Origin of the sequence: Novosphingobium cyanobacteriorum, from assembly GCF_029436685.1 — a bacterium.
Classification (GTDB): domain Bacteria; phylum Pseudomonadota; class Alphaproteobacteria; order Sphingomonadales; family Sphingomonadaceae; genus Novosphingobium; species Novosphingobium cyanobacteriorum.
The window spans coordinates 180,994-204,229 of sequence record NZ_JAROCY010000001.1; the positions used below are offsets into that span (position 1 = coordinate 180,994).

Annotated in this window: 18 protein-coding genes; 7 read left to right on the forward strand and 11 right to left on the reverse strand. The window is 66.3% G+C overall.

Annotated elements, in window-relative coordinates:
- Positions 1 to 8 precede the first annotated feature (8 nt).
- Genes atzF through POM99_RS00890 form a run of 8 tightly spaced genes read right to left on the reverse strand, consistent with a single transcriptional unit; the run spans position 9 to position 10,034 of the window.
- Positions 9 to 1,766, reverse strand: a complete 1,758-nt coding sequence (gene atzF, locus POM99_RS00855) for an allophanate hydrolase (protein ID WP_277274842.1) — start codon at positions 1,764 to 1,766, stop codon at positions 9 to 11.
- Positions 1,763 to 5,371, reverse strand: a complete 3,609-nt coding sequence (uca, locus tag POM99_RS00860) for an urea carboxylase (protein ID WP_277274843.1) — start codon at positions 5,369 to 5,371, stop codon at positions 1,763 to 1,765. The genes atzF and uca overlap by 4 nt, the downstream gene beginning before the upstream one ends.
- Positions 5,368 to 6,003 (reverse strand): urea amidolyase associated protein UAAP2, encoded by a 636-nt coding sequence (locus POM99_RS00865; RefSeq protein ID WP_277274844.1) that lies wholly within the window; start codon positions 6,001 to 6,003, stop codon positions 5,368 to 5,370. The genes uca and POM99_RS00865 overlap by 4 nt, the downstream gene beginning before the upstream one ends.
- Positions 6,004 to 6,037: 34 nt before the next feature.
- The gene (locus tag POM99_RS00870) at positions 6,038 to 6,874 is read right to left on the reverse strand and encodes an urea amidolyase associated protein UAAP1 (protein WP_277274845.1); all 837 of its coding nucleotides are present in this window, start codon (positions 6,872 to 6,874) and stop codon (positions 6,038 to 6,040) included.
- Positions 6,871 to 7,350 carry a CopG family ribbon-helix-helix protein gene (locus POM99_RS00875; RefSeq protein ID WP_277274847.1) on the reverse strand — a complete coding sequence of 160 codons (480 nt, stop codon included), beginning with the start codon at positions 7,348 to 7,350 and terminating at the stop codon, positions 6,871 to 6,873. Before POM99_RS00875 ends, POM99_RS00870 begins: the two co-directional genes overlap by 4 nt.
- Positions 7,347 to 8,108: an ATP-binding cassette domain-containing protein gene (locus POM99_RS00880; RefSeq protein ID WP_277274848.1), complete on the reverse strand. Its 762-nt coding sequence runs from the start codon at positions 8,106 to 8,108 to the stop codon at positions 7,347 to 7,349. The genes POM99_RS00875 and POM99_RS00880 overlap by 4 nt, the downstream gene beginning before the upstream one ends.
- Complete coding sequence (locus POM99_RS00885) at positions 8,105 to 8,920, reverse strand: ABC transporter permease (protein WP_277274849.1); 816 nt, start codon at positions 8,918 to 8,920, stop codon at positions 8,105 to 8,107. The genes POM99_RS00880 and POM99_RS00885 overlap by 4 nt, the downstream gene beginning before the upstream one ends.
- A gap of 43 nt (positions 8,921 to 8,963) precedes the next feature.
- Entirely contained in the window at positions 8,964 to 10,034 is a 1,071-nt protein-coding gene (locus POM99_RS00890; RefSeq protein ID WP_277274850.1) for a putative urea ABC transporter substrate-binding protein, read from the reverse strand.
- 761 nt (positions 10,035 to 10,795) lie between these two features.
- Here POM99_RS00890 and POM99_RS00895 point away from each other — a divergent pair.
- The 3 genes from POM99_RS00895 to POM99_RS00905 all read left to right on the forward strand — a co-directional run bounded on the left by POM99_RS00895 (position 10,796) and on the right by POM99_RS00905 (position 15,757).
- Positions 10,796 to 13,222: a TonB-dependent receptor gene (locus tag POM99_RS00895; RefSeq protein ID WP_277275072.1), complete on the forward strand. Its 2,427-nt coding sequence runs from the start codon at positions 10,796 to 10,798 to the stop codon at positions 13,220 to 13,222.
- Positions 13,223 to 13,337: 115 nt separating this feature from the next.
- Positions 13,338 to 14,273: a sterol desaturase family protein gene (locus POM99_RS00900; protein ID WP_277274851.1), complete on the forward strand. Its 936-nt coding sequence runs from the start codon at positions 13,338 to 13,340 to the stop codon at positions 14,271 to 14,273.
- Between the two features lie 29 nt (positions 14,274 to 14,302).
- A complete protein-coding gene (locus POM99_RS00905) occupies positions 14,303 to 15,757 on the forward strand; it encodes a tetratricopeptide repeat-containing sulfotransferase family protein (RefSeq protein WP_277275073.1) in 1,455 nt (484 codons plus the stop codon).
- 65 nt (positions 15,758 to 15,822) lie between these two features.
- Here POM99_RS00905 and POM99_RS00910 read toward each other — a convergent pair whose 3' ends face one another.
- Positions 15,823 to 16,899, reverse strand: coding sequence for a calcium-binding protein (locus POM99_RS00910; protein ID WP_277274852.1), 1,077 nt, complete (start codon positions 16,897 to 16,899; stop codon positions 15,823 to 15,825).
- Positions 16,900 to 17,138: 239 nt separating this feature from the next.
- Between POM99_RS00910 and POM99_RS00915 the strand changes: the two genes are divergently transcribed.
- The 4 genes from POM99_RS00915 to POM99_RS00930 are packed head-to-tail and all read left to right on the forward strand — an operon-like array spanning position 17,139 to position 20,302.
- Positions 17,139 to 17,678: an RNA polymerase sigma factor gene (locus tag POM99_RS00915; protein ID WP_277274853.1), complete on the forward strand. Its 540-nt coding sequence runs from the start codon at positions 17,139 to 17,141 to the stop codon at positions 17,676 to 17,678.
- Positions 17,675 to 18,382, forward strand: coding sequence for a hypothetical protein (locus POM99_RS00920; RefSeq protein ID WP_277274854.1), 708 nt, complete (start codon positions 17,675 to 17,677; stop codon positions 18,380 to 18,382). Before POM99_RS00915 ends, POM99_RS00920 begins: the two co-directional genes overlap by 4 nt.
- Positions 18,379 to 19,617 carry a S8 family peptidase gene (locus tag POM99_RS00925; RefSeq protein WP_277274855.1) on the forward strand — a complete coding sequence of 413 codons (1,239 nt, stop codon included), beginning with the start codon at positions 18,379 to 18,381 and terminating at the stop codon, positions 19,615 to 19,617. Before POM99_RS00920 ends, POM99_RS00925 begins: the two co-directional genes overlap by 4 nt.
- Entirely contained in the window at positions 19,553 to 20,302 is a 750-nt protein-coding gene (locus tag POM99_RS00930) for a TorF family putative porin (protein WP_277274856.1), read from the forward strand. Before POM99_RS00925 ends, POM99_RS00930 begins: the two co-directional genes overlap by 65 nt.
- 15 nt (positions 20,303 to 20,317) lie before the next feature.
- Here POM99_RS00930 and POM99_RS00935 read toward each other — a convergent pair whose 3' ends face one another.
- Both POM99_RS00935 and POM99_RS00940 read right to left on the reverse strand, forming a co-directional pair.
- Positions 20,318 to 22,372, reverse strand: coding sequence for a protein-disulfide reductase DsbD family protein (locus POM99_RS00935; protein WP_277274858.1), 2,055 nt, complete (start codon positions 22,370 to 22,372; stop codon positions 20,318 to 20,320).
- Positions 22,357 to 23,232: an FAD:protein FMN transferase gene (locus POM99_RS00940; RefSeq protein WP_277274859.1), complete on the reverse strand. Its 876-nt coding sequence runs from the start codon at positions 23,230 to 23,232 to the stop codon at positions 22,357 to 22,359. The genes POM99_RS00935 and POM99_RS00940 overlap by 16 nt, the downstream gene beginning before the upstream one ends.
- Between the last annotated feature and the right edge of the window lie 4 nt (positions 23,233 to 23,236).

The following is a 23,236-nucleotide window of genomic DNA, read 5'->3' on the forward strand; positions in this document are numbered from 1 at the left end:
CTGCTCCTTCAGGCCTTGCTGGCGATATAGGCGCGCCAGCCGCCCAGCGCGGTGATGTCTTCCGCGCCGGCAAGCGCGCGCGGTTCGGAGACGAAGCCTTTCACGCTGCTGCCATCGGCCAGCGTGACCGTGCCGATGGCGAGCGGCGGGGGCACATCGACCACGAAGCTGCCGAATTCGGCGACACCGAGTTCATAGACCTCAAGCTTGATCGGCCCGCCGCCTTCATCGAAGACCAGCGCGGGTTTGGGCGGCACGCTGTCTGCCATGGCATAGAGGCGATAGGTGGGCGCGGTCTCGAACGCGCCGACGAATGTGGCGTTGCGCGAAGTGAGCTGCCAGTGCAGCGGCATGCCTTCGAGATGGGCGCCGACGACGGCGAGTTTCACGGTCTGCATCTTGCCCTCCAGATCGAGCGGGGGTGGCGGGGGGAGTTCGGCGGCGGTGAGGTACGCATCCGCCAGATCGAGCAGCGCGCGGTCGCTGTCCGCCGGGCCGATCAGGGTGATGCCAAAACCGGTGGCGTTGCTGCGGGTGCCGGCGGGCACGGCAAGGGCGGCCATGTCCAGCAGGTTCACGAAGTTGGTATAGAAGCCGAGGTTGCTGTTGAGCGCGACCGGCGCCGCCTGCAGTTCCGCCACGCGATAGGTGGTGCCGGTGGTGGGGAAGGCAAGAATGTCGATCTTGGCCAGCAGCTCATCCGCATGGCGCTTCAGTTCGGCCATGCGGTAGATGCCGTTCCACAGCTCGACCGCGCTCTTGCTCCAGCCTGCTTCCACCACGGTGCGAACGGTAGGATCGACCGCATCGGGATTATCGGTAAGCAGCTTTGCAATCGCGGCGGTGCGTTCCGCCACCCACGGCCCGCCATAGAGCAGCTGCGCGGCTTCAAGCAGCGGGGCGATGTCGATCTCCACCACGGTGCCGAGCGTCGCCAGCTTTCCGAGCGCACGGTCATAGAGATATTCGGATTCGCCATCGCCGAACCAGGCGCGCTGGTTGCGGTGGGGGACGCCGATGACCTTGCCTGAATTGGCGCGGTCGGCCAGCGGCTTTGACCATGGATCGGCGGGGTCAAACCCGGCGGTCACGCCATCGACCAGCCGCGCATCGGCGGTATCGTGCGCGAAGACGGTGATGCAGTCTATGCTTCGGCAGGCCGGGATCAGGCCCGCCGTGCTCCAGCGCCCCTTGGTGGGCTTGAAGCCGATCAGGTGGTTGAAGGCGGCAGGCACGCGGCCCGATCCGGCGGTGTCGGTGCCCAACGCGAAGGGCACCAGCCCTGCGGCGGTGACCACGGCCGAACCGCTGGACGAGCCGCCGCTGACATAGGCGAGATTGCGGACGTTGCGGGGGATGCCATAGGGGCTGCGCACCCCGACAAGGCCGGTGGCGAACTGATCGAGGTTGGTCTTGCCCACGCAGATCGCACCCGCCGCCGTGAGCCGTTCGATCACCGTGGCCGACCGGGTGGGTGAGTAGGCAAAGGCGGGGCAGGCGGCGGTGGTTTCGAAGCCGGCGACGTCGATATTGTCCTTGGCGGCGAAAGGCACGCCGGCCAATGGCAGCACTTCACCCGCCGCGATGCGCGCGTCTATGGCAGCGGCCTGTTCCAGCAGGGTTTCGGGCGCGGCGCGGCTGATCCAAGCCTGTGGCTGTACAGCGTCATAGGCGGCGATGCGGGCGAGGGTTTCCTGCATCACCGCCACGGCGCTGGTCTGGCCGGATGAAACGGTGGCGGCGATGGCAGAAGCGGTCACGGTCATGCGCGCCTCCTGAGAGCCAGCATTGGCGAGCCGGGTTGCAGGGACTGCTTTTCCTTCATGTAGAGTGCGGCGACCGTGCCGGAGCCGGGGCTTTCCACCGGGCATTCCATCTTCATCGCCTCGATCACGGCGATGGTGTCACCCGCCTGCACTTCGTCTCCGGCGGAGACGAGCAGTTTCCACACGCTGCCGCCGAAGGGCGCCTCGATCACATCAGCGCCATCGGGCACGTCTACCGCGGTGTCGGCGGGGGCATCTGCATCGGCAAGGTCGGTCACCCGGTCGAATTCGCCACGGGCGTGCCAGTCGGCGCGTTCGGCGTCGAAGGCGGCCTGACGGCGTGCTTCGAAGGCGGCGATCTCATCGGCATTGTCGGCCAGGTACTTGCGGTAGTCCGCAAGGCGGAATTCCGACGGTTCGATGCGGATGGAGCGGCGACCGGAGGGGAAATCGCGCCGCCATTCGGCCAGTTCCTCTGCACTCACCGGATAGAAGCGGATCTGGTCGAAGAAGCGCAGCAGCCACGGCTTGCCTTCGATGAAAGCGTCGGTCTGGCGATGGGTGTTCCACACCTGGATGGTGCGACCGAACAGCTGGTAACCGCCGGGCCCTTCCATGCCATAGATGCACATGTAGGCCCCGCCGATGCCGACGACGTTGGGCGGGGTCCAGGTGCGGGCCGGGTTGTACTTGGTGGTGACGAGGCGGTGGCGCGGATCGACCGGCGTGGCCACGGGCGCGCCAAGGTAGACATCGCCCAGACCCATGACGAGGTAGCTCGCTTCGAAGATCAGGTTCTCAACCGCCGCAGCATCGGGCAGGCCATTGATGCGGCGGATGAACTCGATGTTGTCAGGGCACCACGGGGCATCGTCGCGCACCGCGCCCATGTACTTCTGGATGGTTTCCAGCGTGGCGGGATCGCGCCAGCTGAGCGGCAGGTGGACGATGCGCGATGGGATGGTGAAATCCTGCAGGTCACCCAGCCGCTCCTCTGCGGCGATCAGCATGACCAGCGCATCGGCCTGCTTCATCTGCACACCATCGAAATGGAGCTGCAGCGAGCGGATGCCGGGCACGATATCGACCACGCCGGGGGCGGCAAGGCGTTCCAGCTCGGTCATCAAGGCGTGGATGCGGATGCGCAGTTCGATATCGAGCACGATCGCGCCGTATTCGACCAGGATGTTGCGATCGCCCTGCTGGCGATAGACGGTGCGCGGGCGGCCGGGGCCTTCGGGCAGGTCCGCGAGGATCGGCGAAAGCGCGGCGACGGCGCGCGCGGCGGTGGGCCAGGGCAGGGTGCCGTTGCTGAGCAGCGAGGCCTGCGCGGCATCGGCGGCGGCGGCGTCCTCGATGGTGACGGGCACGAAGCGCAGCCTGTCACCGGGCACAAGCTGGCCGATCTTCCAGCGGTCTGCCGCGATCACGGTGAAAGGGCAGACGAAACCGCCGAGCGAGGGACCATCGGGGCCGAGGATGATCGGCATGTCGCCGGTGAAGTCCACCGCGCCGATGGCATAGGGATTGTCGTGAATGTTGGAGGGGTGGAGGCCAGCCTCGCCCCCATCCTTGCGCGCCCATTGCGGCTTTGGCCCGACCAGGCGGACGCCGGTGCGGTTGGAATTGTAATGCACCTGCCAATAGGCCGAGACGATCATGTCGATATCTTCGGGGGTGAAGAAATCGGGCGCGCCGTGCGGGCCATAGAGCACGCGCACGGTCCACTCACCCGGCAGTTCCGGCAGGGGCGAGGTTTCCAGCGGCGCGGCGGTCGCCTCGCTGCCGAGATGGAGGACATCGCCCGCGACAAGGCGGCGCGCGGCGTGGCCGCCGAACTGGCCGAGTTCGAAGGTGGCGCGGCTGCCAAGGTAGGGCGCAATGTCCAGCCCGCCGGCGAAAAGGATGTACCCACGCATGCCACCGCCGCTGGCACGGCCAAGCGCGAGCGTCTGCCCGGTGGCGACATCGAGCGCGACGCCGCGCGGCACTGGCTGCCCATCAAGCGTTGCGGCAAAGTCCGCCCCGGTGAGGCAGATGCGTGCGGGCGCGGAGAAGGCGAGCGTGGGGCCGCTGACGGTGAGTTCAAGGCCCGCGGTGCCTTCGGCATTGCCGAGGATGCGGTTGCCAAGGCGGAATGACTGGTCGTCCATCGGGCCCGAAGGTGGCACGCCAACCGCCCACAGGTGCTGGCGGCCGGGCCAGTCCTGCACCGTGGTGGCAGTGCCGCCCGCGATCACGCGGACGCAGTTGGGGGTGAAGGTCACGCTTTCCAGCGCGCGGGTGGACACGTCACCCGTGGTGAAGGCGGGCGCGGCGACAACTTCGCGCAGCCAGCGCAGGTTGGTCTCGATCCCGTCGATGCGGGTATCGGCCAGCGCCGCCTGCATGGCGGCGACGGCCTGATCGCGCGTGGGGGCGTGGACGATCAGCTTGGCGAGCATGGGATCGTACCAGGCGCTCACTTCGCTGCCGGCCATGACCCACGTTTCGGTACGCACGCTTGTGGGAAAGGCGACGGCGGTGAGCGTACCGGAAGTGGGCCGGTAATCGAGCGCCGGATCTTCCGCATAGAGGCGGACCTGCACCGAATGGCCGCTGGGCGCGGCGGCGGGGCGATCGAGAAACGCGAAATCGCCGCCCGCGCCGCGCACCATCCATTCGACGAGATCGATGCCCAGAACTTCCTCAGTCACGCCGTGCTCAACCTGCAGGCGCGTGTTCATTTCGAGGAAGAAGAAGTCCTCGCGCTCTGGGTCATAGAGGAATTCTACGGTGCCGGCAGAGCGATAGCGCGCGGCTTCGCCAAGGCGCACAGCGGCTTCATAAAGCGCTTCACGCACAGACTGCGGCAGGTTGGGCGCGGGGGCTTCTTCCACCACCTTCTGGTTGCGGCGCTGCAGCGAGCAGTCGCGTTCGCCCAGTGCGACGACGCGGCCTTCGCCATCGCCGAAGACCTGCACCTCGACATGGCGCGCGCGGCGCACATAGCGTTCAAGGAACACGCCGGCGTCGCCGAAATTGCTGCGGCCAAGGCGGGCGACGGCGGCGAAGCCATCGCGCACGGCGGCTTCGTCCTCGCACACCCGCATGCCGATGCCGCCGCCGCCGGCGGTGGCCTTGAGCATGACCGGATAGCCGATGCGCGCGGCGGCAGTGACGGCTTCTTCCTCGTCGGTCAGCAGGTCACTGCCCGGGGCCAGCGGCACGGCATGTGCGGCGGCCAGTTCGCGGGCGCTGTGCTTGAGGCCGAAGGTGCGGATGTTGTCGGTGGTGGGGCCGACGAAGACGATGCCGGCAGCGGCGCAGGCTTCGGCGAATTCAACGTTTTCGGCCAGGAAGCCATAGCCGGGGTGGATCGCGCCGGCGCCGGTGGCCTGGGCGGCGGCGATGATGGCAGGGATGTTGAGGTAGCTCTCGCTGGGCCGCGCCCCGCCGATGCACACCGCCTCGTCCGCCTCGGCCACGTGGAGCGAGCCGGCGTCGGCCTCGGAATAGACCGCCACCGCGCGAAGGCCCATGCGGCGCAGCGTGCGGATGATGCGCATGGCGATGGCGCCACGGTTGGCGATCAGGACCGTGTCGAAGGGAAGGGAAACGCTCATGCGGTCACGATCATCCGGACGGGAGTGGGGTTGAAGGCGTTGCAGGGGTTGTTGATCTGCGGGCAGTTCGAGACGACGACGATCACGTCCATCTCGGCGCGCAGGTCCACCGTGAGGCCGGGGGCGGAGATGCCATCGACGATGCCGAGCGCGCCGTCGGCCTCAACCGGCACGTTCATGAAGAAGTTGATGTTGGAGACGATGTCGCGCTTGCCGCGCCCTTCGATGAGGTTGGCCTCAAGGAAGTTCTCGACGCAGGCGTGCTGCGCCTTGGTGTGGTGGCCATAGCGCAGCGTGTTGCTTTCGCACGAGCACGCGCCGCCGATGGTGTCGTGGTATTCGACCGCGGTGGCGACGATGGTCATCATCGGGCGGCCTTCATTGGACATAAGCACGCTGCCCTGGCGCAGGAACAGGTTGCCCTGTGCCGCAACGGTATCCTGCGCGCTGTATCTCTCGGCGTCGTCATCCGCAGAATAGACGAGGAAATCGACCGCCTGGTTGCCTTCGAGATCGACGACGCGCAGCGTCTGGCCCTTGGCCACGTGGTGCAGCCAAGGGGCGCGGGCAGGCACGATCTCGTCGTGCACGACGGTGCCGGCAAGACCGGCGAGATGGGGGTCGGCAGTCATGAAAAGCCCTTCCTGTGGGTGAGCGGACTGAAGGTCAGCGGCGGAAGTAGTCTTCGACGTTGAGGAAGGCGCGCAGGCCTTCCGGGGTGGCGGTGCGCACGGAGTCGTCCTCGGGCGTGACCGGCCCGCGCCACGCGGTGGCCCGCAGCGGGGTGACGGTGTAATCTGGCCGGGGATCAAGCCGGTGCGGCACGTTGGCGAGGACCACGATCACGTCCATCTCCGCGCGCAGCAGCACGCTGCGGCCCGGTTCATAGGGGCCGACGAGGGGGGTGATGGTGCCGTCCTCCTCGATGCGGGTGCCCTTGAACAGGTTGACGCAGGGGTGGACATCGCGGCGGCCGAGGCCGTGCTTGGCCGCGCCAAGCAGGAAGCGGTCCCGCCCGTTGGGATAGGCGCCGCTGTTGCGGCCTTCGCCATACTTGGCGAGGTTGGTGGCGGCGTTGGAGGTGCCGGAGAAACAATCGTGCGTGCCGGCGGTGTCCTCCACGATGCTCATCAGCACGCGGCCCATGTCGGAGAGCAGCAGCTTGCCCGCGCCGAGGTAGGCGTTCCACTGCACTTTCACGGTGTCGGCAAAGTTCAGTCGTTCAGTGGGCATTTCGGCGTTGAAGATCATCAGGCCGGCGCAGGCATCGCCACCGGTATCGATGAGGCGCAGGCGGCTGCCGCGTGACAGGCGGTGGCTGGCGTATCCGCCGGGGGCGATTGTTTCCTCCCACACCAGGTCTTCCGCCGCGACACCTGCGGGAAGATCACTGGCTACGGGTGGGAGGACCGGCATGGATTCGACCACCGTGCCGCCCATGCTGCGGGCGTGGTCGCGGGCGGCCAGGGGGTTTGCCAAGGTCCCTGCAGGGCTATCGGTCATGCGGCGGCTCCGTTGGAATGACGGGCGTCTCCATCCTGCACGTAAAGCGGCGGGAGGAGCGCGGTGGTGGTGACGAGTTCGAGCTGCTGGACCCCGCGCACGCGGCGCAGCGCGTCTGACAGCTCCTTGAGCCGGACGGCGGGGCCCTGCACCAGCAGGACCTCCAGCGACTGGTCGTTTTCAAGGAACACGTGCTGGGCGGAGATCACTTCCTTGAGGAAATCGGCCTGGGTCTGCGCCAGCTGATGCCGCACCCGCCCGCGATCGCCGCGGTAGACGAGGGTGATCGTGCCGGCGAGCATCTCGTCGGGCCGGGTATAGGCCTCATGCGCAGCGAGGGCGTGGCGGATCAGTTCGGAAATCAGCTGCGAGCGCGAAGGCAGCTGGCGTTCCTCCACCATCATGTCGAGCTGGCGGAACAGGTCCGCGGGCAGGCTCATCGACAGGCGGGCGAGAGTGGATGGTTCGCTGCTCATGCGGCGGCCTCCTCAAGCGGTTCGTCCACGGGTGCGGGCTTCACCAGCGGCAGGTCATAGACCGCCGTCGCGCCATAGCGGTGCGGGGCGTGCGGATCGTGGCGGCGCTTGTCGAGCGCGAGCACGCGGGTGCCGAGGGTGAAGGCCTCGCGGATATCGTGCGTCACCATCACGATGGTGAGGTCATACTGCCGCCAGAGCTGGGTGATCAGCGCGTGCATGTCTGCCCGGATGCCGGGATCGAGCGCGCCGAAGGGTTCATCGAGCAGCAGGATGCGCGGCCGCTTGATCAGCGCCTGCGCGATGGCGAGGCGTTGCTGCATGCCGCCGGACATCTGCGCCGGGTAAAGATCGAGGCTGTGGCCAAGGCCGACCGCCTCGAGCATTGCCGCGGCCTCTGCCAGCGCCTGCTTGCGCGCCGCGCCGAACAGCCGGGCAAGGACGGGGGCCTGTGCGCATTCCAGCCCGAAGGCCACGTTCTGCACCGCACTGAGGTGCGGAAACACGGAGTAGCGCTGGAACACCACGCCGCGATCCGGCCCACATTCAGGGGCGAGCGGCGCGCCATCAAGGGTGATCTTGCCGCGGGTGGGCGCCTCCTGCCCCAGGATCACGCGCAGGAAGGTGCTCTTGCCCGCGCCCGAGGGACCGACGACCGAGACGAAGGAGCCGGCCTCGACATCCAGATCGACCTTTTCGAGGATGATCCGGTCACCGTATTCGACCCAGACGTCGCGAAGGGAGAGGAGCGCGCTCAATGGCTTGCTCCATGTGCCCAGGGGAAGGCCTTGCGGCTGAGCGCAGTGAGGCCGAGATCCATCGCGATGGCGAGCAGCGCGATCCATGCGACGTAGGGGATGATCACGTCCATCGACAGGTAGCGGCGGACGAGGAAGATGCGGTAGCCAAGGCCGACATCGGACGCGATCGCCTCTGCCGAGATCAGGAAGACCCATGCCGGGCCAAGCGCGAGGCGCAGTGCCTGGATCAACCGGGGCATGGCCTGGGGCAGGGCGACGCGGATCATGATCTGCCAGCTGCCCGCGCCCAATGTCTGCGCCTTGACGATCTGTTCGCGCGGCAGGCTGCCGACATGGGCGGCGATATCGCGGACCATCACCGGCGCGATGCCGATCACGATCAGCGCGACCTTGGCGGTTTCACCCAGCCCCAGCGCGATGAACAGGATGGGCAGCAGCGCAATGGGCGGGATCACCGCGATTGCGGTGACGAGCGGCCCCAGCGTGGCGCGCACCGGAGGCAGCACGCCAAGGACGAGCCCGACCACCAGCGCCATCAGCGTGGCGATGCCAAGCCCGAGGCCGAGCCGTTCGAGGCTGGCCAGCGTATCGGCCCAGAACACAAGGCTGCCCGATAGCGGATCGGGCGTGCGCATCATGTCCCACAGCGCGCTGGCCATGCCGCCGGGCAGGGGCAGGATCTTGTCAGACGGGTTCAGCGCGTGGCGCTGCGCCGCCATGACGAGATAGACGAGGCCCAACGCGGCAATGGGGATCGCCCCAAGGGCAAGGCCCTGTCTGCGGCCGATCTGCCTGTTCACCCAGCGCATGCGGCCTCCGTGGCGAAGGAGGGGGAAGGGAGGGGAAGCGGCATCAGAGCTTGCCGTCCGCAGCCATCTTCATGAAGCTGTCATCGAAGCGCAGGGTAACGTGTTGCGCATCGCCCAGCGTCTTGCCGCCGGGGAAGGCCATGCCCACCGCATCGGCGGAAGAGGCGCCCTTGAACAGGCCCTTGGAGAAGCTGAAATCGCGCACCCGGGTCATCGTGGAGACGAGCGCGGGATTGTCTGTTGCGGCGACGGCGGCCTTGGGATCGGTATAGAGGAAGGTGGTCTTGAGCTGGGCATCGAAGGTGGCGGGATCGGTGCCCGCCAGCTTGGCCATGCCGGCGCGGGCGGCCTTGCCCTGATCGTCCTGGCGCATCATCAGCTGCACCGTTTCATACCAGATGCCGGCCAGCGCCTTGCCCAGATCGGGATTGGCCTTGAGCGTGGCGGTATCGACCACCAGCAGATCGAGAATCTCGCCCGGGATGTCGGCCGAGGTGAAGACCTTCTTCGCGCCGGGCTGGGCGGCCATGACTGACAGTTGCGGGTTCCAGGTGACCGCGGCGGTGGCCTGCGGGCTGGCGAAGGCGCCGACGATGTCTGCGTCGGAGGTGTTGACCGTCTTGATGTCGGAGAAGGAAAGCCCCGCCTTTTCCAGCCCGCGCGCCAGCAGGTAGTGCGAGACGGAAAGTTCGACGAGGTAGACCTGCCGGCCCTTGATCGCGGAAAGGGTGTCCGCGCCTTTCAGCAGCACGCCGTCGTTGCCGTTGGAATAGTCGCCCAGGATGATGGCGCTGGTGTCCTTGCCGCCGGCGGCGGGGATGGTCAGCGCGTCCATGTTGGCCACGGTGACGCCGTCGAACTTGCCCGCGGTGTACTGGTTCACGGATTCGACGTAGTCGTTCACCTGCACCACGTTGATCTTGATGTGGTACTTGTCCGCCCACTTCTTCACGATGCCGGCCTGTTGGGCATAGGGCCACGGCATCCAGCCGGCGTAGATCGACCAGCCTATGTTGAACTCGGTCCGCTTTTCAGCAGGCGCGCCGGCGCCCCCGCAGGCGGCCAGCATCAGGGTGGTGGACAGCAGGGCGATCTTGCCAGCCCTTGCGATCATGGTGCGCACGAGTCATTTCCCCTTTCGCAGTGCAGCATGCAGCAAAAACGGGGGCTGTCGACTCCCTTGTTATTACCTTTCTCCACCTTGGTAATAATACGGTTGACCGGGTCTGAGCGCATGATTCGCGTGTGGCACCGGCCTGGTGGCCGCCGCAGAATCGACGGGTTTCAGCCAGTATTGGGCGCGGGAAGGCCTGCGTTGGCGAAAGCGAATCGGTCGTGAAAGCGATTCGGTTTTGCGTGCTGTGCGGCGATTCCTCGAAATCGGCTTGTTACTGAAACCGCACCCCGGCCAACCGTGGGAACGGAGAAAATGGCGGAATTTCCGCACTGCAACGAAGTGGCGTTCATACTCACGCACGCGTCAATTAATACGCTTGACCCAAAAGGTAATATTCGTAGCCTGACTGTCATCAGCCCCACGGTGGGGCAATCAACAGGTAATCGCGGCGGGCAGCAATGCCTGGTGATCCGGAAGGGCTGTCCTTTCGGAACGGGTGAGCCTTGCCAACTTGGCCATCACCAAGGGGCAATTGCAAGCCTTCGCCTTCTGACGATGAATTAGAATTTTTACCGATCCGATACTGCGCCGCGGAGTGAATTCGTGATGCGATTTCGGAGGAATAAACAAGGTGGCGGGCCGCAATGCGGGATCGACCACCAAACGGGGAAAAGGGTGCCACCCGGCAAGCTTTCAGGCCATGCAAGGGGGTCGACGTGACCAAGCGTTCTTTCCGTACCACACTGTTCTGCGCCACCATGCTGATGGGGGTTGCGGCCACGCCGGCCTTTGCGCAGGAAGCACCGCTTCCGCAGGACGCGCCCCAGGATGCGCCGGGCCTTTCGGACAACACGATCGTGGTCACCGCCACGCGGCGTTCCACCACGCTGCAGGACGTGCCGATCAACATCAGCGCGGTGGGATCGGAAGAGCTGGCCCGCCAGCGCATCGACGACGTGCGCGACATTGCCGACTTCACCCCCGGCATGACCATTTCCGATACCGGCCCCGGCTCCACTGGCACGATCGTGCTGCGCGGCCTGAATGCTTCGGACACGGACACTGCGGGCGCGAACTTTGACAGCGCGCTGGGCATCTATCTGGGCGAAGTGCCGCTCTACTATGACTTCAAGATGATCGACATCCAGCGCGTGGAAACGCTGCTGGGGCCGCAGGGCACGCTTTATGGTCTCGGCACGCTGGCCGGCGCCATCCGCAACATTCCGAACCGGCCTGATCCCTCCGGCTTTGCTGTCGAGGCGCATGGCCGCGTCTATGGCAAGGACCATTCGGGCCAGGTCGGCTATCAGGCTGATGGCATGGTCAACATCCCGCTGGTGAAGGACCACATCGCGTTCCGCTCCGCCACCGGGTTTTACTTCGACCCCGGCTTCATCGACTATCCGCTGCTGGTGAAGACGCCGGGCGTTTCGCTGCCGCAGCCGAGCGGGCCGGGTACGGTGACGCCCGAAGGCTATGCCGCGAACCTTTTTGAACGCAAGGATCTGAACTTCGAGCGCACCTTCACCACGCGCAACCAGCTGCTGTTCCAGACCGACGACGACTTCAAGCTGATCTTCACCTACGCCTTCCAGCGGACCAAGACCGAGGGCGGGCAGTACAACAGCAACGGCGTGCTGGGCACCAACGAGTATGAGAGCGCGGCCCGCTATGCCGAGCCGGTTAACCGCTTCGCTCACCTTGCCAGCGTCGAGGTGAACGCCAACGTTGCCGATATCGCCGACCTCGTGCTGACCAGCGCCTATACCCAGGTGCAGAGCGACCGCCGCGGCGACAATACCGACCTGCTGCTCGACCTCGACTATGGCTACGAGCTGTTCCCGGCCTTCACCAGCTGGAACGAGACGCACGACAAGCGCAAGCAGTACAACCAGGAAGTCCGACTGGTTTCGACCCACGGCGGCCCGTTCAGCTGGGTGCTGGGCGGCTTCCACAATGACCAGAAGCTGCAGCGCGATTACATCGAGCATGTGCCGGGCCACCCCTGGGTGCAGTTTGGCGCACAGCCGAACCCGGACGAGGTTGAGTACGCGTCCTACGTCTCCTCGCGCGTGACGGAAAAGGCGGTATTCGGCGAAGGTACCTTCAAGGTGACGCCGCAGTGGCAGTTGACCGCGGGTGCGCGCTACTTCGGCTACAAATCGAAGATCGCCGGCAACCTCACCGTACCACTGATCACGGACGAGAACGGCGTGCCGCTATTCCCGGTCAGCCCCTATGACCTGCCGCCCGCAGGCGGCACCGCCAGCAAGAACGGGTGGGTGTGGAAGTTCAACAGCTCCTACAACTTCACGCCCGACCTGATGCTCTACGCCACCTACAGCAAGGGCTATCGCATCGGCGGACCCAACAGCGTGGCGCCGTGCCCCAATCCGCTGCCCAACGATCCGGATGGCGACAACATCAACAACACGCAGCTGCCCTGCGGCCTGCCCAACGAAGTGCAGTACGGTCCGGATACCACCAAGAACGTGGAAGTCGGCATCCGCACCCAGCTGTTCGATCGCAAGCTGACGTTCAACTTCAACGTCTTCCAGATCAAGTGGGACGGCATCCAGGTGGCTTCGGCCACGCTCAACGGCATTGTCGGCATCACCGTGAACGGGGGCAAGGCGAAGTCCGAAGGGTTCGAAACCACCTTCCAGCTGCGCCCGCTCAAGGGACTTTCGATCCAGGGATCGTACTCTTACGTCAACGCGCGGCTGACGCAGGACGTGCCGGACAACATCCCGGTCAACTCGCCTGCGGCGACCTATCCCAGCGCACCGATCAAGCTTGATGCGCTGGCGGGGGATCGTCTGCCAGGATCGGCCAAGAACAGCGGCAGCCTGGGCGCGACCTACACCGCGCCGCTGGGCAACGGCAGCCTGATTGCCGACTGGACCGCAACCTATCGCGGCGACGTGGTGACGCGGTTGGGTTGGGAGCGCGCCTATGGCGACAAGCTGCCGGGCTATGTGCTGCACCGCGCTTCGCTGGCCTATGAAACCGATCGCTTCACGGTGGGGCTGTTCGCCAACAACATCTTTGACAAGTACGCCGTGGCCTCGGTCGCCAACGACCGGTCACGCGTGGGAATCAACGATGGCGTGGTGCTGCGGTACTACAGGAAGACCGTGATCAACCCGCGCACCTTCGGGCTCGAACTGCGGGTGAAGTACTGAGAATCCGAATCCGGAGGGGGCGGGGCCGATTGGCTCCGCCCTTTGGCTATACGCCGAATGACGTAGCGATTTTCGGCAAGTTTCAGGGATAGTTCCTGCGAAGGATCGCATGATGATGGCCAAGTCCATAAAGCAGCAGGCAGTCGATCTCATCCCGCCCGTGATGGTGGTGGCGGTGGTGCTGTTCTGGTATCTCGCGCCTGAAGCCTGGGTGAAGAACACCTGGGTCGTGATCGCCTCAAGCTCGGCCGTCACGGCCATCGTGCTCGGCCTCGAATTCCTGTTCGAACGGCACGAAGGCTGGCGGATGAACTGGAAGGAGTTCTTCACCGACCTGTTCTATGTGGTGCTCAGCGCCACGGTGATTTCCAAGGGCACCAACCTGCTGGCGGAAGAGCCGCTGGTTGCGTTCAAGCACTCGCTGGGGCTGAAGACGCCTTGGCTTGAGCATGCGCCGTTCATTCTGCAGACCGCGTTCGTGGTGTTCCAGCTTGAGTTCGTCCAGTACTGGATGCACCGGCTGATGCACAACTGGACGCCGTTCTGGCTGACCCACGCACCGCACCACCACATCACCCAGCTGAACGCGATGAAGGGCGCGGTGGGCAACCCGATCGAACTGTGGCTGATCAGCCTGTCGGTGCTGGCCCTGTTTGACGTGAACCAGGCGGCGGCGCTGGCGGGCTTCGGGGTGACCGGGGTGGTCTCCACCTTTGCCCACGCCAATGTGCGCGCCAATCCGCCGTTGTTCTATTCCTTCATCTTCACCACCATCCGCAACCACAGCCTGCATCACTCGGTCCCCTATGAGGACACGCGCTGCAACTATGGCAACTCGCTGATCCTGCTCGACCGGATCTTCGGCACCTACAAGGAAGGCGAGGCGAGCGTGGTGGGGCAGGATGATCGCAAGCGCCTGTCGATCAAGGAACAGTGGCTGTTTCCGTTCATGCCCATCGTCGACTGGTTCCGCCAGCGCAAGGCGCAGGGGCAGGGTACGCATGGGCAGGGGACGCATGGGCAGGGCGACCAGGTATCACCGGCCAATTGAACCGCGCCCATGATCTGTTCCGCCTTGGCATGGCCGAGGCGGAACAGGGCCGTGTGGGCTCTGCCATAGATTGCGTGCGCCACGCGGTGGCGCTTGATCCGCAGGGCGCATATCGCGCGCAGCTGGCCCGGCTGCTGGTGCTGGTGCGGCGCGATGGGGAAGCTGCCGAGGTGCTGCGCGCGGCTGAGGCGCGCCTTCCGCAGGATGCACTGGGCCGCGATACCATGGGCTGCGTCTATGCCCGGCTGGGCGATCATGCCGCATCGCTGCCGCACTTTGCCGCAGCGGTGCAGATGGCGCCAGGCGTGCCGGCGTTCCGGCTGAACCATGCCACGGCGCTGAACTTCCTGGGAAAGGTGGACGAGGCCGAGGCGGCGCTGGAGGCGCTGGTCGCGCTCTCGCCCGGCGATGCCAAGGCGCACCACCTGCTGGCCAGCCTGCGCACGCAGACGGCGGAGCGCAACCACGTGCAGCGGCTTGAACGCACGCGTGATGCGGCGCGCGATCCGCAGGCGCGGTTGCTGCTTGGTTATGCGTTGTCCAAGGAACTGGAAGACCTGGGTGAGAGGCAGGCCGCCTTTGCGCGCCTCGCTGAAGCGAATGCCGAGCATCGGCGCAGCCTTCCCTATGATTTCGGCCGGGATGCCGCCAATTTCGACGCGATCGAGCGATGCTGGGCACAGGTGGCGGCGGCTTCGGTGGTCGGGGCTGCGCAAGAGGCACCGATCTTCGTGATCGGCATGCCGCGCACCGGCACCACGCTGGTTGACCGCATCCTGTCCTCGCACCCGGATGTGGAGAGCGCGGGCGAGCTGCAGGCGATGCCGCTGGCGGTGAAGGCGGCTTCGGGCACGCGCACGCGCACGGTCCTTGATGTCGAGACGGTGGCGCTTGCGGCACAAGCCGATCTGGCGGCGATCGGCCGCGATTACCTGGCCCGCGCGCAATCGCACCTGCGCACCGGCAAGCCACGCTTCACCGACAAGTTTCCCGGCAATTTCCAGTTTGCCGGCTTTATCGCGGGGGCGCTGCCCAACGCGCGGATCGTGTGCCTGCGGCGGCATCCGCTCGACACCATCCTTGCCAACTTCCGCAACCTGTTCGCGATCTCGTCGCGCTATTACGATTACAGCTACGACCTGATGGACATCGCGCGCTATTACGTGCGGTTCGACCGGATGATCGCGCTGTGGCGAAAGGCCGTGCCCGGACGCGTGCTGGAAGTGCAGTATGAGGCGCTGGTGGCCCAGCCGGAAGCGCAGATCCGCCAGATGCTGGCGCATTGCGGGCTGGATTGGGCGGACGAATGCCTGTCCTTCCATCGCAACAGCGCACCGGTCTCAACGCCGAGCGCGGCGCAGGTGCGGCGGCCGATTTACAGCGATTCCGTCGCCCGCTGGAAGCACCACCGTGCGGCGTTGGAACCGGTGATCCGCCTGTTGGAGGATGCGGGCATTCCGCTCGCCGAAGAAGCAATGGCCTGAAAGGAAAAGGCGGAGCGCATTGCCTGCGCCCCGCCTTTCGATTGCGACCCTTCAGGCCCTGCGGCTCAGAGGACGAAGTCTTCCGCCACCAGCGTGGTCACGTGGTCCATGCGGATCATGAAGTTGGCCACGCCATCGCCATCGGTGTCGCCCGAAACGAAGCTCTTGCCGTCAAACACGCTGTAGCGCAGTTCGCCGGCGTGGCTGCCGAAGGCGGCGGTGCCGATGAAGGTGAAGGCCTGGTCGCCATCGGTCAGGGTATCGGCATCGACGGCCGAGAGATCGACATGATCGCCCTGGGCATGGCTGAAATCGGCGATGCGGTCGGCGGTCAGGCGGGTGCCGCCGGTGTCGCCATTGGCGAAGATGAAGGTGTCCGCGCCGTCGCCGCCCTTCAGCGTGTCACGCCCCGAACCACCGGTCAGGTCGTCGTCGCCCGTGCCGCCATCCAGCTTGTCGTCATCATTGCCGCCATCCAGGCTGTCGTCATCGGCTCCGCCCTTCAGCGAGTCATCGCCGTCGTCGCCGTTGATGTCGTCGGCGCCATTGCCACCAGAGCCCTTGTCGTCGCCGGCGCCGCCCGAAATCAAGTCATCACCGCCGTTGCCCTGCATGTTGTCGCTGCCATCGTCGCCGGATTCGTGGTCGTTGCCGCTGCCGCCGACAAGGTGATCGTCGCCATGGCCGCCATGCAGGCTGTCGTCACCCGTTGCGCCGACCAGCGAGTCATCGCCGTCGTCGCCATTCAGGTCGTCGTCGCCGCGGCCGCCGTTGATGTTGTCGTTGCCACGACCGCCGTGGTGCTTGTCATCGGCGATGCTGCCGTTGATCACGTCATCATCGTTGCCGTCACGGTCGTAATCGTCCTGCACGATCACTGTGCCGTCGAGCGAGGTGTAGGTCTCGGCGCCCTTTACATAGATCGAGGGATCGTCGGTGGTGCTCGGCGTCTGCTGGAACAGCTTCAGCTCGATATGGTCGGCATAGGTTTCCTTGAGCGTCACGTTGCCGGTGTCGGCGTCATAGGACAGCGACTGGTTGGCATCGAGCGAGTCAACGACGAACACGCCCTTCTTGAGCTTGTACATGGTAACGTCGGAACCGCTGACGGTGAACTTGAAGAGGTTGCTTGAGCCGGACATATCGTGGTCTCCCTTGTCTGCATCCTACAACGATGGCCACCACGCTTTATTCGCGAAGAAATGCGATTTTTTGTGCTGTTCCGTTTCGGGACTTCGCTTGCAGCATCGCCAATGCTGCGCCATCGTGATCGCGGCATTTGATTGACCGCGCCCGCGCGCGATGGCGTGAAGGGAGCACTTATTCCGGTCCACGCAGAATAAATTTCGTGCTCGCCCGTTGATGGCACCAAGGAGCAATGATGACCGCAGCATCAACCATGCCGGTGAACGAAGCGACGAGGGCGCGGCTTATCGCGTTCCTGCCGCGTTTCCGGCGGTTCTGCAGGGGTCTGGCGGGTGGCGATGCCGACCGGGGCGATGATCTGCTGCAGTCTGCGGTGGAGCGCGCGCTGGCCCGGATCGAACAGTGGCAGGAAGGGACGAGCCTTGAGAACTGGATGTTCCGGCTCGCCACCAACCTGCATATTGACCAGATCCGCAGCCAGCGGACGCGGGGCGTGACCGTGGAGGTGGAGGAAGCGCATGACCTGGCCGGACAGGACGAGCTTGAGCAGCTCGAATTCCGGTCCGAGCTGGAAGCGGTGCGGGCTGCACTGGCGGCCATGCCGGTGGAACTGCGCGCGGTGATGACGGCGGTGGTGCTGGATGGACAGAGCTATCGCGAGGCGGCCGAATTGCTGGCCGTGCCGATCGGAACGGTGATGAGCCGGCTTTCCCGGGCGCGGCAGTTTGTTGACGAATATGTCCGGCGCGGGCCGGAAAGGATGGTGGCGGCATGAACGCGAACGATGACCGCAAGGATGCGGAACAGGGGCTGGAAGGCGTGGACGATGCGCGCCTGTCCGCATGGATCGACGGTATGCTCGACGAGCAGGGAGACGAGGCGATGCGCGAACTGATCGCCGGCAATGCGGTCGCGGCCGCACGGGCGGACCGGCTCCGCCACATGGATGCGCTGGTGCGCCAGGCCGTGCCGCAGGAAGACGAGCTTCCCGCCGGGCTGCTGGCGCGGCTGGGGCTGGCCGATGCACCGGCGCAGGAAAGCTCGAACGTCGTCTCGCTGGCCTCGGCCCGCGATGCGCGGGTGGCAAAGCCGGTGGCCGCACCCGCCAACCGCCTGTGGCGCATTGCGGCGCAGGTGGCGCTGGTGGGCGGCGTGGGGCTGACGCTGGCGACGTTCGCGGTGCCGCATGGGCCAAAGCCCGACGAAGCCGATTATCGCGCACTGAGCAACGCCAGCCGCTCCGCGCCCGCCGATGTCAACGCGCTGGTGGTGTTCGCCCCCGGTACCGACGAAGCCCGCGCCCGTGCCCTTTCCGGCAAGGTGGGCGCAAGGCTGGTGGGCGCTCCCAACGATGCAGGGGCATGGAAGCTGGCGATAGATCCGGCGCGGCGCGATGCCGTGCTGGCCGGGCTGCGCGCCGATCCGCAGGTGACCATGGCCGAACCGGTGGACCAGCCCGCAGCAGGCACCCGGCCATGACCACGGTGTTGCGCGTTCTGGCGGTCCTGCTGGCGCTGCTGCTGGCCGGGGTGCGCCCGGCGCTGGCGGAAGAGGCGGATGGCGATATCGCCGCCGGGCGCAAGGTGATGGTCATGCTCAAGCTTGGCGCGGAGCATTACCGCGCCGGGGGCGATTATGGCGGCGCCTATGGCGATGCGATGGGTGAAAAGGCGCGGCTGCGCCTCGCGCGCCGCATCGCGCGCGAACACAAGCTGACGCTGCTGGAAGCCTGGCCGATGCAGATGGTCGGCGTCGATTGCGTGATCATGGCCGTCAACGACGACCGACCGGCGCAGGCGGTGGCCGATGAGCTTTCGGGCCTGCCCGACGTGGCATGGTCGCAGCCCTACAACGAATTCCGCATGCAATCGAGCGGGCCGCCCAAACCGGTGACCGGCTATAACGATCGCCTGTTCCGGGCACAGCCCTCGGCCATGCGCTGGGGGCTTTCGCGCCTGCACCAGGTCGCCACCGGGCGGGGTGTGACCATCGCGATCATCGACAGCCGGATCGACACCGCGCACCCCGATCTTGCCGGGCAGATCGCCACCAGTCCCGATTTCGCACCGGGATCGCGGCATGGACCGGAACAGCATGGCACAGGCGTGGCCGGGATCATCGCGGCCCGGCCCAACAACGCCATGGGTATCGCCGGGATCGCCCCCGGTGCGCGCGTGCTGGGTCTGCGTGCCTGCTGGGAACGCCCTTATGGCGGGGCCACGGTGTGTGACACGCTGAGCCTGGCCAAGGCGCTGACCTTTGCGCTTGAGAACAAGGCCGACGTGATCAACATGAGCCTGACCGGCCCGCAGGACCGCCTGCTGCAGACGCTGGTGGGCATTGCGGTGAAGCGCGGCGTCACCGTGGTGGCCGCGGTAGATGCGGAAAATCCTGCAGCAAGTTTCCCTGCGTTCGTATCCGGAGTGATACCTGTGGCCGACGAACGCTTGTCAGCCTCGGCGCCCGCTGTTTACATAGCCCCCGGTCGCGACGTTCCGACAACGGAGCCGGAGGGGAAATGGTCGATTGTCAGCGGCAGTTCGTTTGCCGCCGCGCATGTAAGCGGGCTTGCCGCATTGCTGCGCCAGTTGGCCGGGCCTTCGCGGCGCGGGGCGGCTTCGGCGCTGCTGGGACCGACCGGCGCGGTGGATGCCTGCGCGGCCGTGGCGCGGCTCTCGCGGCTTGACCTGCGCGCCTGCGAAACCGGTCACTGACACGGCGCGCCTGCTGGCGTGCGCAGCGGCGCTCGCCTGCCTGACGGCCAATCAGGCGCGCGCGCAAGTGGCCGGCAGCATCTCGCTTGCGACCAATGAGCTTTTCCGGGGCGAGACCGTGACAGGCGATGCACCTGCGATCTCCGCAGGGTTGAGCCTGGATGGTCCCGGCGGGTTCTTTGCAGGGGCCAGCGCCACCGTGACCAGCGGTGACGGAGACCTTCGCGTGGCCGCCGTCACCCAATACATCGGCTATGCCGTCCGCGCAGGCGATGTGTCGGTTGAGGCGGGGGTGATCCACCGCAGCTATGCCCGGATCGTAGACCGGGATTACCGGCGCGGGTTCTTCGAAGGCTACCTTGGTGCGTCGCGAAAAGGCGTGAAGCTGCGCGTCTACGTCTCACCCGATTACCTGCGCGATGGGCAGGCGACCTACTATGCAGAAGTCAACGCCCGGCTGCTGCAGCTGAGCAAGTGGAGCCTTGATGGCCACGCTGGCCTGTCGCTGATCCCCTATGACAAATCCGGTCCCGGCGGCCTGCACAAATACCGCGATTGGCGCCTGCAGGTCAGCCGCCCGGCAGGCAGGCTGTACCTGTCTGCGGGCGTGGCTGCCACCAACTATCCGGTCTACGACGCCAGCGGAAAGGCGCGCGTCTTCGCCTCCGCCAGCTTCGCATTCTGACTTTGCGCCTACGGGCTAGGCCTTGACGAGAGCGGTCAGCAGACCGGGCGTCAGCACCTGCGGCAGTTCCTGTGGCGTGCCGCCTTGCGGATACCACATGTAAAGCGGCACGCCGGCGCGGCCATGCTCCTTCAGGAACGCGGCGATCTTCGGGTCCTGCCGAGTCCAGTCTCCGCGCATCACGGTGACGCCGCCCTTGCTGAATGCTTCGGCCACCTGCGGTGCTGACAGCGAGGTCGCCTCGTTCACCTTGCACGAAAGGCACCAGTCAGCCGTCAGGTAGAGGAACACCGGCTTGCGCGCAGCAACGAGCTGATCCAGCCTTGCAGTGTCAAAGGCCACGCTGTGCAGCTCGTCCGCCTGGGCGGGGCTGCCTGCACTGGCCGGTTCCGCCACCACGCCAAACAGCGCCAGCGCGACCGACGCCGTGGCGACGCCGAACGCGGGCCAGCCGTGCCGTCCCGCCTTTTGGCGCGCACCATACCACCACAGGCCCATGCCCAGCAGCAGCGCAGCGGCGAGCGCCATGGTCATGGCCGAAACGCCACCCTGCCGCCCGATGATCCAGGCAAGGCCCAGCGCGGTGGCGAACATCGGGATGGCAAGCAGGTGGCGCAGCGTGACCATCCAGTTGCCCGGACGCGGCATGAACCGGCGCAGCGCGGGCACGAAGCCGATCAGGAAGAACGGCAGCGCCATGCCCACGCCCAGGCCCGCCATCACCGACAGCGCAGGGATCGGCGGCATCACCAGCGCCGCGCCCAGCGCCCCCGCCATGAACGGACCGGTGCAGGGCGTGGCAATGAACGCGGCCAGCGCCCCTGTGCCCATCGCGCTGACAAAGCCCGATTTGTTGCCTGATGTGGCGACGCTGAGGCCCGGCAGTTCAAACACGCCCGCCAGGTTCACCGCGATGGCGGTGACGAGCAGCAGCAGCACGCCGACGATTGCCGGGTTCTGCAGCTGGAACGCCCAGCCCACCGCCGCCCCGCCGCTGCGCAGCAAAAGCAGCAGCGCGCCCAGCGCCACCACCGTGCCGATGGTGCCCAGCGAATAGCCGAGCGCCTCGCTGCGCGCCTTGGTGTTGCCTTCGCCATAGCGGGCCAGCGCCAACGCCTTCAGGCTGAGGATCGGAAACACGCAGGGCATCAGGTTCAGGATCAGCCCGCCCAGCACCGCCGTGGCAAAGGCGACGAGGAACCCGGCGTCGAACCCCTGGGCCAGACCGGAAGATGGCGAGGCGGGCGCGGGCAGGGCGGTCGTGCGCTCAGCCGTGAAGGCAAAGCCCTTGTCGCCAACGCGGATCACGCCCGAAAGCGCGCCACCCGGTGGGGTGATGCCCGCCGGTACGGTCAGCACCATGCCGCCTTCTACCGCGCGCGCCTGCGCATCCACCACCGGCTTGGCGGCATCGGGCGTGTCGATGAACAGGGTTGCCTTCTGCGCGGCGTCCATCCCCGGCAGGAACACCGAAACGCCCCTGGCGTCGGCACGGTAGCTGGCCTTGCCCTGCAGCGGCGCCGGCAGCGCTGTGCGGGCCTGCGCAAACAGGCGGGCCTGCGCTGCATCGGGCTGGCCGCTGCCGATGGCGATGGTGGCGTCCAGCGTGACCGGATCGGGCACGCAGGTGCCGGCATTGCAGATCAGCAGGTCCACATCGGCCTTCACCGGCACCATGCCCGTGGCCCCGGCGGGGATCGTGATATCCTGCAGCAGCACGGTATCGCCTTCGTGGACATAGCTGACCAGCCCACCCGCAACCAGCGTGCTCGGCACGGGATGGCGCAGGGGGCCGGCCTGCCAGCCAGCGGGCATGGTCCAGGCCACCGTGGGCGCATAGCCGGACTCGCCGGGGTTGGACCAATAGATGTGCCAGCCGGGCCTGGGGGTGATGTGCAGCGCCACCGTCAGCGCCAGGCCCGCAGCAGGACTGGCGCTTTCGGTAACGAGATCGGCGGTGAAGTGCTCGCGCACTTCATGGCTGGCGGCCATGGCCACCGACGGGGCGAACAGCGCCATCAGCAGCCCCGGCAGCAGCAGCTTCAGCGCGCGCCTTACCAATGAACCCATGATTGGACCCCTTCGGATTTGAGGAAGGTTTCCGCTTCGCGCCCACGCAGCATGGCGAGCGTTGAAAGCGTGCCTGCCTGAAGGCAGGTCTTGGCCGCGACCGTCACGGATCGCGGGGGATGTTCCACCGGATAGCCGGTGCGCGGATCAAGGATGTGGCTGTAGCGCCGCCCCTTCTTCAGCAGGAAGCGCCGCGCATCGCCGCTGGTGGCGATCGCGCCTCCGGCAATGTGCAGCACCCCGCCCGTGTCCTTCGTCGGATCGAGCGATTCAATGGCGATGCGCCAGCGCCCCTCGCGCTTGGGTGCCGTGGTGGCGAGATCGCCGCCGAAGTTGACCATCGCCGGCACGTCGGGCGCGGCCTGCCGCACGGCCATGGCCGCCCGGTCCACCGCATATTCCTTGCAGATGCCGCCCAGGTCGATTTCCATGCCGGCGGGCAGGGTGATCACCGGATTGTCCCAGCGCACCTTGCTCCACCCCACAAGCGGCAGCACCTTCTGCACCAGCGCGCGCGAAGGCACGTTGGCCGATCCATCGAACTTCCACACACGCCGCAGCACGCCCGAGGTGATGTCGAAGCGCCCTTCGCTCAGCTCATGCACCTGCGCCGCATAGGCGATCAGCCCGGCGGTTTCGGCATCCACTTCCACCGGTTCCCCTTGCGCGCTGTTGATGCGCGAGACGATGCCGGTGGGCTTGTAGCGGGTGTACTTTTCCTCGATGCGGCGGGCCTCAACCTCACCGATCGCGCCAAGACGCACGGCGAGGGCGGGATCGTCGGTCTCCACCTTGATCTCGCAAGGGCTGGCCATCGCCGAAAAGGAATGGCTGTGCACCTGCAGGCCCGTGTCCGTCATCGTG

Bases quoted from the DNA above. Each gene is read 5' to 3' on its own strand.
- POM99_RS00900 (WP_277274851.1), top strand. From the start codon at position 13,338: ATGGCCAAGTCCATAAAGCAGCAGGCAGTCGATCTCATCCCGCCCGTG.
- POM99_RS00905 (WP_277275073.1), top strand. From the start codon at position 14,303: ATGGCCGAGGCGGAACAGGGCCGTGTGGGCTCTGCCATAGATTGCGTG.
- atzF (WP_277274842.1), bottom strand. From the start codon at position 1,766: ATGACCGTGACCGCTTCTGCCATCGCCGCCACCGTTTCATCCGGCCAG.
- POM99_RS00910 (WP_277274852.1), bottom strand. From the start codon at position 16,899: ATGTCCGGCTCAAGCAACCTCTTCAAGTTCACCGTCAGCGGTTCCGAC.
- POM99_RS00940 (WP_277274859.1), bottom strand. From the start codon at position 23,232: ATGACGGACACGGGCCTGCAGGTGCACAGCCATTCCTTTTCGGCGATG.
- POM99_RS00890 (WP_277274850.1), bottom strand. From the start codon at position 10,034: ATGATCGCAAGGGCTGGCAAGATCGCCCTGCTGTCCACCACCCTGATG.
- POM99_RS00930 (WP_277274856.1), top strand. From the start codon at position 19,553: ATGCCTGCGCGGCCGTGGCGCGGCTCTCGCGGCTTGACCTGCGCGCCT.
- POM99_RS00870 (WP_277274845.1), bottom strand. From the start codon at position 6,874: ATGACCGATAGCCCTGCAGGGACCTTGGCAAACCCCCTGGCCGCCCGC.
- POM99_RS00935 (WP_277274858.1), bottom strand. From the start codon at position 22,372: ATGGGTTCATTGGTAAGGCGCGCGCTGAAGCTGCTGCTGCCGGGGCTG.
- POM99_RS00920 (WP_277274854.1), top strand. From the start codon at position 17,675: ATGAACGCGAACGATGACCGCAAGGATGCGGAACAGGGGCTGGAAGGC.
- POM99_RS00895 (WP_277275072.1), top strand. From the start codon at position 10,796: ATGCTGATGGGGGTTGCGGCCACGCCGGCCTTTGCGCAGGAAGCACCG.
- POM99_RS00875 (WP_277274847.1), bottom strand. From the start codon at position 7,350: ATGAGCAGCGAACCATCCACTCTCGCCCGCCTGTCGATGAGCCTGCCC.
- POM99_RS00865 (WP_277274844.1), bottom strand. From the start codon at position 6,003: ATGACTGCCGACCCCCATCTCGCCGGTCTTGCCGGCACCGTCGTGCAC.
- POM99_RS00915 (WP_277274853.1), top strand. From the start codon at position 17,139: ATGACCGCAGCATCAACCATGCCGGTGAACGAAGCGACGAGGGCGCGG.
- uca (WP_277274843.1), bottom strand. From the start codon at position 5,371: ATGAGCGTTTCCCTTCCCTTCGACACGGTCCTGATCGCCAACCGTGGC.
- POM99_RS00885 (WP_277274849.1), bottom strand. From the start codon at position 8,920: ATGCGCTGGGTGAACAGGCAGATCGGCCGCAGACAGGGCCTTGCCCTT.
- POM99_RS00925 (WP_277274855.1), top strand. From the start codon at position 18,379: ATGACCACGGTGTTGCGCGTTCTGGCGGTCCTGCTGGCGCTGCTGCTG.